The 9214-nt window shown below is 48.5% G+C and carries 6 protein-coding genes; 4 read left to right on the top strand and 2 right to left on the bottom strand.

Features of this window, described 5'->3' with window-relative positions; all coding sequences use genetic code 11:
• A partial coding sequence (locus tag J0895_RS20285; protein ID WP_207089811.1) for a filamentous hemagglutinin N-terminal domain-containing protein occupies nt 1-2207 on the bottom strand: 2207 nt, incomplete at its 3' end.
• Between the two features lie 220 nt (nt 2208-2427).
• On the opposite strand from J0895_RS20285, the gene J0895_RS20280 reads away from it, so the two are divergent.
• Together J0895_RS20280 and J0895_RS20275 are read left to right on the top strand one after the other, a co-directional pair.
• Nucleotides 2428-3462: an alcohol dehydrogenase catalytic domain-containing protein gene (locus J0895_RS20280; RefSeq protein ID WP_207089810.1), complete on the top strand. Its 1035-nt coding sequence runs from the start codon at nt 2428-2430 to the stop codon at nt 3460-3462.
• Nucleotides 3463-3815: 353 nt separating this feature from the next.
• Nucleotides 3816-4250, top strand: coding sequence for a hypothetical protein (locus tag J0895_RS20275; RefSeq protein WP_207089809.1), 435 nt, complete (start codon nt 3816-3818; stop codon nt 4248-4250).
• 228 nt (nt 4251-4478) lie between these two features.
• Here the strand turns inward: J0895_RS20275 and J0895_RS20270 are convergent, their stop codons facing one another.
• Entirely contained in the window at nt 4479-4829 is a 351-nt protein-coding gene (locus J0895_RS20270) for a Dethiobiotin synthetase (RefSeq protein ID WP_207089808.1), read from the bottom strand.
• A 293-nt stretch (nt 4830-5122) separates the two neighbouring features.
• On the opposite strand from J0895_RS20270, the gene J0895_RS20265 reads away from it, so the two are divergent.
• Together J0895_RS20265 and J0895_RS20260 are read left to right on the top strand one after the other, a co-directional pair.
• Nucleotides 5123-5788, top strand: coding sequence for a CAP domain-containing protein (locus J0895_RS20265; RefSeq protein ID WP_242541454.1), 666 nt, complete (start codon nt 5123-5125; stop codon nt 5786-5788).
• 133 nt (nt 5789-5921) lie between these two features.
• Complete coding sequence (locus J0895_RS20260; RefSeq protein ID WP_207089807.1) at nt 5922-8945, top strand: glycerol-3-phosphate acyltransferase; 3024 nt, start codon at nt 5922-5924, stop codon at nt 8943-8945.
• The last annotated feature ends 269 nt before the right edge of the window (nt 8946-9214 follow it).

Raw genomic sequence — 9214 nt, 5'->3', positions numbered from 1 at the left:
GGAGGTTGAGTTCCTCCTGTTGGCGGTGGGGGTTGGATAGGTGAGGATGGTGTGGATGGCGGGGGTGCGACATTGGAGAGAATTGCAATGTTGCCTTGAGTGCGATCGCTGGATAAGAGAATGCCGTTGATTTGTTCGGTTCCAGTAAAAATGCCGCCTACAGTCCCATTGGTTCTGGCATCGCCGACAATAAAGGGAGTTTCGCTATCCCCGCCATGCCGAATCACGATCGCCTCGTTGCCATTGGCATCAGCAGTATAAAGACTCGTGGGACTATCCAGGCGATCGCTCAAAGTTCCTGTAGCGCGAAAAAGTCCCCCCGCATTGATTTCTATCCTGCCACCTCTCCCGTTACTGCCTCCCGAGGCATCAATCGCAACGACTTCAATATCTCCAGAAGAGGTGAGGGAGACATTTCCGCCATTAGAGAGAATCTCACCCGTTTGAATCCCATTATTTCCAGGATTTGACGTTAACGTGATATTGCCACCACCGGAAGAGAGAATCGCATTGCTATCAATGAACAGTCCCCCATTTCCCGATTGATTTGCCGTGAGGGTAATGTCTCCCTGATTCGTCTGAATATTACCATAGACAGCAATCCAATTTCCCGCTTCCGCAGTCAATCCGACCCCAGGGGTTTGAATGGCGACTGGGGTACTTAGGGTAATGTCCTCAGTTGCTTGCAGGATGACATTTGTTGTCGCATTATTAATCAAGTCTACGGCGATCGCCGTGGGTTCGCCCAAATCCGGGTCCGCAAAGGCATCAACGTCAGACAAATTAGCTGTATTCTCTGTACTGCTGACCACTTCTATATTCGTCGGATCAAGTAAGAGAATTCCCGAAGTACCATAAGGTGCAAGGGTATTGACTGTCCCTTGAAAGTCTAAAAATTCCCGTCCCGATATTTCTACAAACCCGCCATTTTGGGGGAGGTTAGCAGGATGAGAACCCCCTCTGGCAGTGACTTGTCCATAGAAGCGCGTGGTTTGATCGGACCAGATAATCACTCGTCCTCCATCTGCTGTAGAAGGGGAATTGGTGATTCCTGGTGAATCAGAGATAGAGAGTCCATCGGCATGAATGATGGTGTTTGCACTGACAAAGGTGCGACTGGCGTTGGGAATTGTGCCATTGCCTTGAAAGTCACCGCCAATGCGGATTGTGCCACCGCCATCAATTCCGGAGGCATCGATCGCCGCATCCATGACAGCAACGCGATCGCCTACAATGGTGATGCTTGGCAATGCCGACTGATCAGGAGTGCGATCGCTGACATCGAGGTTTCCCGAGGCGATCGCATCCCCCCCTTCGACGGGGCTCAGGACAGGGATTTGAGCGTCCAGACTGATTCCTGAACCTGTGAGGGCGATCGTTCCATCCGCATTGACTTCTACCCCAGTAGCATTTTCTAGGTTTCCCCCGGTTAGTAATTCTGAAAGTGAGAGGGGATTGGGGAGTGAAGCGAATCCCTCTGCCGTTAGAACTCCCTCTGTTCCCATCTTCACCTCTAAACTTAGCAAATGTCCGCTTTGAGAGATGCGAACCCGATGTTGTCCCGGGATAGCAGCAAGGGTAATATTTCCTCCAGGACTAGAAAGAGTACCGGCATTGAAAACAGTTCCTCCCATTAAAACCAGTGCGTGACCCGGTTGCAATTCCATTCGGCCAAAATTGGCAATGCTTCCCGGTTTCCATGAGTCAAAAGCAAACTGTACCGGGGTTCCGACTAACTCCTGCCAATTTTGATAACCCGTTGCACTAAACCAAGTATTACTATCAAATCCAATCCCCGTTGCTGTAGTCGCAAAAAAATCTCCCGATACATTTAATCGAGCATTTTGTCCGAACAGTATGCCAGCGGGATTCATCAAAAATAGATTAGCATCTCCTCCCGAGATTTGGATTAATCCATTGATAACTGAAGCGGTTCCTCCCGTAACTCGTCCGAGAATATTTTGAAGATGAGGGTTTGATTGAAAATTGGCAATTTCTCCCGGACTTAAACCAAATTTATCAAAGCTATGAAACAGATTAACGCCATCTTTAGAGAGGGTCCCGCCCTGAATATTATATTGATTTCCATTCCAGTTAACTTGAGTGCCAGTCCCATCCACAGCGGGGGAAATTTCTTGCGCGAGAGATAAATAAACGTCCGTGAATACCGCAATGAGACTGAATAAAACAGGGTAAATTAATTTCATTGGGATGACTGGGTTAAGGGGGTTTTGAGTCAGGGGATACAGAAAATTTTGTTATAGGGGTTTAGAGGGTACAAGAGACTGCATCAGGGAGAGGCGGTTGTGTGGGATGGTTATGACGATCGCCTCAACAGGAACGCTTCACCGGCAATCCGAGGGAAAATTCTCGGAAGAGACAGCCGGACTGATAAAATAAGGGGAAACCATTTAGGAATAGGGACCCGTGTTAGCGGCATTACTGTACGGAAAAGAAGACTTACGTTTAGAGATTGTACCGGATCCGACACCGGATTTGGGGGAAGTCGTGATTCGAGTGAAAACTGCCACGACTTGCGGTACGGATTTGAAGGTATGGCGGCGTGGGGGTCATGCCAAAATGTTGCAACTTCCTACTTTATTTGGACATGAGGCAGCAGGGGAAATTGTGGCAATTGGGGAGGGGGTTCAGGGATGGCAATTGGGCGATCGCGTGGTTGCCAATAATTCCGCCCCTTGCTTCCATTGTTTTTTCTGCGATCGCCACGCCTATTCCCTCTGTCCTAACATTACTTGGAATAACGGAACCTTTGCAGAATACTTGAGAATTCCTTCTCCAATTGTTCAAGCTAATTTATTGGCAATTCCTCCTGATGTCCCCGATGACTTGGCATCTTTAACCGAACCTTTGGCCTGTGTTTTACATGGAATTGACCGTTCGCTGATTCAGCCCAAAGACCGAGTTGTTGTGATTGGAGATGGAGCAATTGGATTAATGTTTGTAGCAGTTCTAGCCACCCGTTGCGCTCAAGTTTTGTTATTTGGCGGTAATGACAATCGTTTAGAAATTGGCAGAAAACTGGGAGCATTTCAGACCTTTAATTATCATCAATTAGAGCAAACTATTCCCGAGGTAGTGCGATCGCTCACCGATGGATGGGGTGCAGATGTCGTGATTGAAGCGACAGGGGTACCGGAAGTCTGGGAAACCGCGATCGCCTGTGGTCGTCCGGGTGCTATTATTAACCTATTCGGTGGTTGTCCAAAAGATACGACAATCACGGTAAATACTGAACGATTACATTACAGCGAATTGACCTTAAAAGGCGTATTTCATAACACTCCTTACCATGTCCGAGAAGCACTTTCTACCATTGCCAATAGACAGATTCCCTTGGAATTGTTACTCAGCGATCGCCGGTCCCTCAAAGATTTAGAAAGAACCTTCCAGGATATGCGCGATCGCCAAGTAATCAAAGTGGCGATCGTCCCAGGAGAATGAGAAAATCATGCTAAAAATTACGGGAGTTTTCCTCTGTTTGAATCGACACAGAGTTTAATCAAAAAAAACTGATCTGCCCAGTCCTTTGTGGAATTCCCCCTAAACTAGAGCAAGAAAAACAATGTTTTTCCTGAAAATATTCCTGTAAATTTTAGAAACAAAAAAAACGGTAAGAATTTATACCGCCAGCTATTTTTACTGTACAGAGATAAATACCTACTCTTAAAATACCGGAAAAATTCCCCCCGCCCTGTCATCAAAACTTCATAAATACCTAGAAAAAATACTCTTGACATTACTGGGAAATAAATGTTACGACTAAACAAGTACAACTCAATCATAAGAGAGACAAAATGAGTTCAAAATTTTGGCTTAAAGGCTGCAAGTTTTCCGCTGTAGTGGGTACAACCTTGGCATTATTGATGCCCGGATTGCCCCTGTTAGCTGTTGCGCCTTCCTCGAATCTCGCCGAGGATTCTAGTTTCGCCCAGTCCGGAGAATTGCTGATCGCGCAAAGCGGATGCTCACGAGCTACCATGAGAGAACAATTCAGAACCGACACCTATAATGTCTTCATTTGTGAGGATGGAGATGGGGATTATTTTTATCAGGGTATCAACCGTTCTAATGGGGATTTGATTAACGTCTATGGAGTCACATTCACCGACAGTGGATATTATATGGCGACGACCTACGATGACTACGGCAATGAGTACAATTACATGGTCGGTCCATATTTAGAAGTGTACAAAAATGGCGAACTGATTTGGGATGAACCAACCTATTAAACTCGAACCTCTGGTTTAATGTTAGTGATTAGCCCTCACTTTAAGTACATTTTTACAGGTAGAAATGGGTGCATCTTTACTGACTTTAACCGCCCGTTGGGATGAGAATTGTAAATTTTCAGGGTTTTAGCAAAAGCTTTTCAGTGAATTCAATTGAATATAAAATTTTTATAGAGCCTGTTTCAATTCATGGAAATAGGCTCTATATTGGATGATTTCAGACTTGCCTCACCCCCCTTGCCAAATGCCGGAATAGATGCTTTGGACCGCGATCGCAATTCTATGTAAATCCTCCTTTAACAGAGGCGGCCAGTCTACGCCTGACTTCCAGCCACTTTCAAAAAGCTGCTGACTTTCAACCGTTAACAAATACAATGCCCAGACCAAGTTTCGGTCTAAATTTTTAGCATCTTTTAATCCCTCAAAAACCACCTTCAGTGCTAATAAAATAGCCGTAACCTGACCGGGAATCGGTGGTTTTCCCTGTTGGAGACGGCGGAGTAAATCATCAGGGTTGCGCTGAGAACTTAGGGCAGTTCCCTGATCCATTAAAAAATTGTAGGCAGTTGGGTAATCCATCGGCTATTTTTATCAAACACAATTGGCAGGCTCGCACAGAGTTGCATCCTCACTGTAGCGCAAAACTGTAGCGCAAATAGAGACGGGTGCGATCGCCTGAGATGGAATAACCCGCTTAGAGGCAGTGCTATCCTTAAAAAACAACCCAATCAAGCTATACAAAATAAACTGCCATGAAAAAAATAAAAGCTACATTGAACAAGTTCCAGCATCCGAGAACAGGGTGGTTGATTTTGGGCCTGGGAATAATCAGTATTAGTCTTCCCTTGCAGCCGATTTTATCCCTTGAAACAATGGGAATTTCACCTCGGTTGCAGAACCCCAATATAGAACACAGACCGCTGGGGGAATCCAGTCCTCCTCATCCTCTCATCCTCACCCAACAAGACTCCATGCCCTATTTATCTCAATTAGAAGCACAGATTATTCGGGAAATGAATCAAGCGCGGGCCAATCCTGGGGAATATGCCGACAAACTCGAAACCTTGAAAAACTATTACGACGGCAGACTGTTTAAACAACCGGGAGAAACCCCCATCCGCACCCAAGAAGGCATCAGCGCCGTTGATGAAGCCATTCGGGCCCTGCGCGCAATGGATTCTAAACCCTCCTTGCAACCCTCGCCAGGGATGTCGCAAGCAGCAGCAGATTTAGTCCAGGACCAAGGGCCACGAGGGGGCACAGGACATACCGGCAGCGATCGCAGTACCCCATTTGACCGGATGAACCGTTATGGACGCTGGCGCGGGGGGGCCGCAGAAAATATTAGTTATGGTCCCGATACCGCCGAACAAGTGGTCATGCAACTAATTATTGATGATGGGGTGAGTAGTCGCGGTCACCGGGAGAACATCTTCAACGGCGAATTTCGCTGGACGGGGGTCGCCTGTGGCCCTCATAGCACCTACCGGCAGATGTGCGCGATTGTCTATGCCAATGGATATGACGAACAGGAGTAACCCCAGTCGCCGGGGTAATGAGACCCTATTTCCCCGGGAATAGAGACCCCTTTCAGCAGAACTTTGATTTTTGCGGCATACTTAGATATTTGTTAAAGAGCCATCCCTCACCGCCGCAATTGCTGGTTTTTCCATGACGCTGACGCAAGTTTGGGGTACATTACTGATTTTCATCCTCTGTCCAATCTTAGGGGCCTTACCTCTGATTGATTGGATTACTCGCGCCCTCACCGGCCAAGATTTGCGGCGGGTGGGAACCGGGAATATTGGGGTTTCTGCGGCCTTCTATCATGGAGGACGAGAGGCCGGTATCCTGGCGGTGATATCCGAGGCATTAAAAGGAATTTTAGCCGTATTGCTGGCAAGGCAGTTTTTTCCCCAGCATCCAGAATGGGAATTAATTGCCTTGATTGCCCTAGTCATGGGGCGGTATTGGAAAGGAAGAGGGGCCGGGACCACCAATGTGGTTTGGGGGTTTGCAGTCCATGATCCGATCGCCACGGGGTTGATTTTTTTGATTGGGGGGATTAGTTTTACTCTGGTGCGAGAACGTCAGTCTGGCCGGACCTTAGTATTGGTCCTCCTGCCACTGATTACGGCTGCCTTGCACTCCCAGCAAGTCGAACGAATCGTCGCTGCGATCGCCCTGGGGGTAATACTCTACTGGATTTACCAAAAAATGCCTGACGATTTAGATTTGCCTGCCACCAACAGTCATGAACAATCAGAGAAGATGTTTCGCTTTTTCCGAGGCGATCGCGCCCTAGTTTCTCTGGACAAGCAACTAGAGGCCGCCAAAGTTGGCGCAAAAGCAGCTACATTAGCGGCCCTCAAACAGTCCGGCTATCCCGTTCCCCAGGGATGGGTCCTCCCTCCCGGAGATGACCCATCCCCTTTGATTGCTCATCTCGACCCCTCAGAGGAATCTCCCCTGATTGTCCGGTCCTCCGCCATTGGCGAAGATACCGAAACTGCCTCCGCTGCGGGTCAATATCTCTCCATTGCCAACGTCACCTCTCGCCCGAGTTTGAGTGAAGCGATTACGCGCTGCTTAACCTCCTACGATCGCCCCAATGCCGCTCAATATCGTCAGGATGCCGCGCCCCGAGTCAAATCCAGCAATCAACGTCAACGGGCAAGAGACGCAATGGCGGTACTGATTCAACCCCAAATTCCCGGCGTGTTTTCCGGTGTCGCTTTTAGTCGGGATCCCATCGCTGGACAAGGGGATTTTGTGGCGATCGAAGCCCTCCCTGGAGACTGTTCCCGAGTCGTCTCCGGACAAGTCACCCCGGAACGTTACCAAGTCTTTATTTGTGCTGCCGATGTCGATGCCACCGCCACCTGGAAACTACCCGAGGACCAACAACTCCCCCTCGAAGGTACCGGCGATGTCCCCCGGCGATTGCTGCAACAAGTCGCCTATCTCGTCCGGCATCTGGAAAACCGCTACCACGGCATTCCCCAAGACATCGAATGGACCTATGATGGCAACAGCCTCTGGCTATTACAGGCCCGTCCCATCACCACCCTGCTGCCCATCTGGACCCGCAAAATCGCTGCAGAAGTCATTCCCGGCACCATTCGGCCCCTCACCTGGTCCTTGAATCGTCCCCTCACCTGTGGCGTCTGGGGGAAACTGTTTAGCCTCGTTTTAGGCAAACGCGCCCGTCATCTGGACTTTCTGCAAACCGCCACCCTGCATTTTTCTCATGCCTACTTTAACGCCTCCTTACTGGGGGAAATCTTTCTGCGGATGGGGTTACCCCCAGAAAGTCTGGAATTTCTGACCCGGGGTGCGCCCTTCAGCAAACCGCCCTTAACTTCTACCCTGATTTCCCTGCCGGGATTACTGCGCTTGCTGCGGCGAGAAATCCGACTGGGATTTAATTTTGATGACCTAGAACAGGCCCGTTTGGCCCCCGCATTGGCTGCATTGGAATCTCAGGAAGCCCTTTCCGTTTCCGATGATACTGGACCCGGATCGAGCAACTCTTCCCTAAACCCACAGTCTCTCCTACAACGGATCGATGAGATTTTGGAGTTGTTAGAGGTCCTCACCTATTACAATATTTTGTCCCCCCTGAGTTTTGCCTTGAGAAAGGGAATGCTCAAAGTGGGCGATCGCGAATTGGATTATGGGAAAACTCCCGAAATCTCCGCAGTTCAGGCCCTCCAAGAAATCGCCAATGCCGCCCTGTTGGTCCTACCGGACTTGGACGAAATTAGTCTCCCTGGGGATAAAACCGGAGATTGTTCTCAACTGTTTGCCGTCCTGGCCGAAATGCCCGACGGACAAACGATTTTTGACCAATTCGATGAATTTCTCAACCGCTACGGCTATTTGAGTGATGTTGCCACGGATATCGCTGTTCCCACTTGGAAAGAAGACCCTCGCCCTGTGCGTCAACTGTTTACTCAGCAGTTGTTTCAACCCGTCCCTCTGGCGAATCAACCCAAATCCCAGGGCATAAAAGCCCAAATTGTTCAAAGTCGTCTCGACTTAAAGGGTCGGGTTGCGATGATTTATAACAAGTTTTTGGCACATTTGCGCTGGAGTTTTTTAGCCTTAGAGCATCAGTTTATAGACACTGAAATACTCGCTGAAGCTGGGGATATTTTCTTTTTAGAGTTCGGGGAAATTCGGCAATTAATAGAAGGGTCAAATCTGGAATTAAGACATCGCATCCGTCAATTAATTGCCGACCGACGGGATGCTTATGCACGGGATAAACAACTGAAATCTGTACCTGCTGTAGTTTATGGAAATACACCGGCTGTTCCTTCTAGTGTAACTCGCACAGTAGTGGATTTGTCTCAAGGATTGCGGGGGATTGGTGCAAGTGCTGGGGTTGTGGAAGGTCGAGTCAAAGTGCTTCGCAATTTACAAGAAATCAGCCCGATTGATAAGGAAACGATTCTAGTTGTTTCTTACACTGATGCGGGTTGGTCGGCTGTATTAGCCCGCGCTGGGGGGTTAATTTCTGAAGTGGGAGGTCAACTCTCCCACGGGGCGATCGTTGCCCGTGAGTATGGAATTCCGGCAGTTATGGATGTTACGGATGCGACTTCTCGTCTCCACGATGGTCAATGGGTTCGGATTGATGGTGCACAAGGTACTGTAATCATTGTTGGGGATGGATCAACGCGGGGATGATTTGGGGGATTTTTAAGAAACGACTGAAGTCGTTACTACGAACATTGATAACGACTGAAGTCGTTACTCCTAACATCCTCCCCATCTCCCCCATCCTCCCTTACAAGAGGAGGTTTTTACTTCCGGTCCCCTCCCCTTGCCAAGGGGAGGGGACCGTCGCTGAAGTTAATAGTAAGGCGAATCACCATAAACGTAAAAACCCTCCTCTTGTAAGCCCCACTCCCCCATGTCCTTTCACTCCTCTCCTTTAAACATTTTGCCCATGAAAT

Source organism: Phormidium pseudopriestleyi FRX01 (genome assembly GCF_017313335.1).
GTDB lineage: Bacteria > Cyanobacteriota > Cyanobacteriia > Cyanobacteriales > Laspinemataceae > Laspinema > Laspinema pseudopriestleyi.
This window is presented reverse-complemented; position numbering and strand designations above follow the sequence as displayed.

Excerpts from the sequence above, each read along its gene's own strand:
- J0895_RS20275 (WP_207089809.1), top strand. The coding sequence starts at position 3,816 with ATGAGTTCAAAATTTTGGCTTAAAGGCTGCAAGTTTTCCGCTGTAGTG.
- J0895_RS20270 (WP_207089808.1), bottom strand. The coding sequence starts at position 4,829 with ATGGATTACCCAACTGCCTACAATTTTTTAATGGATCAGGGAACTGCC.
- J0895_RS20265 (WP_242541454.1), top strand. The coding sequence starts at position 5,123 with ATGGGAATTTCACCTCGGTTGCAGAACCCCAATATAGAACACAGACCG.
- J0895_RS20260 (WP_207089807.1), top strand. The coding sequence starts at position 5,922 with ATGACGCTGACGCAAGTTTGGGGTACATTACTGATTTTCATCCTCTGT.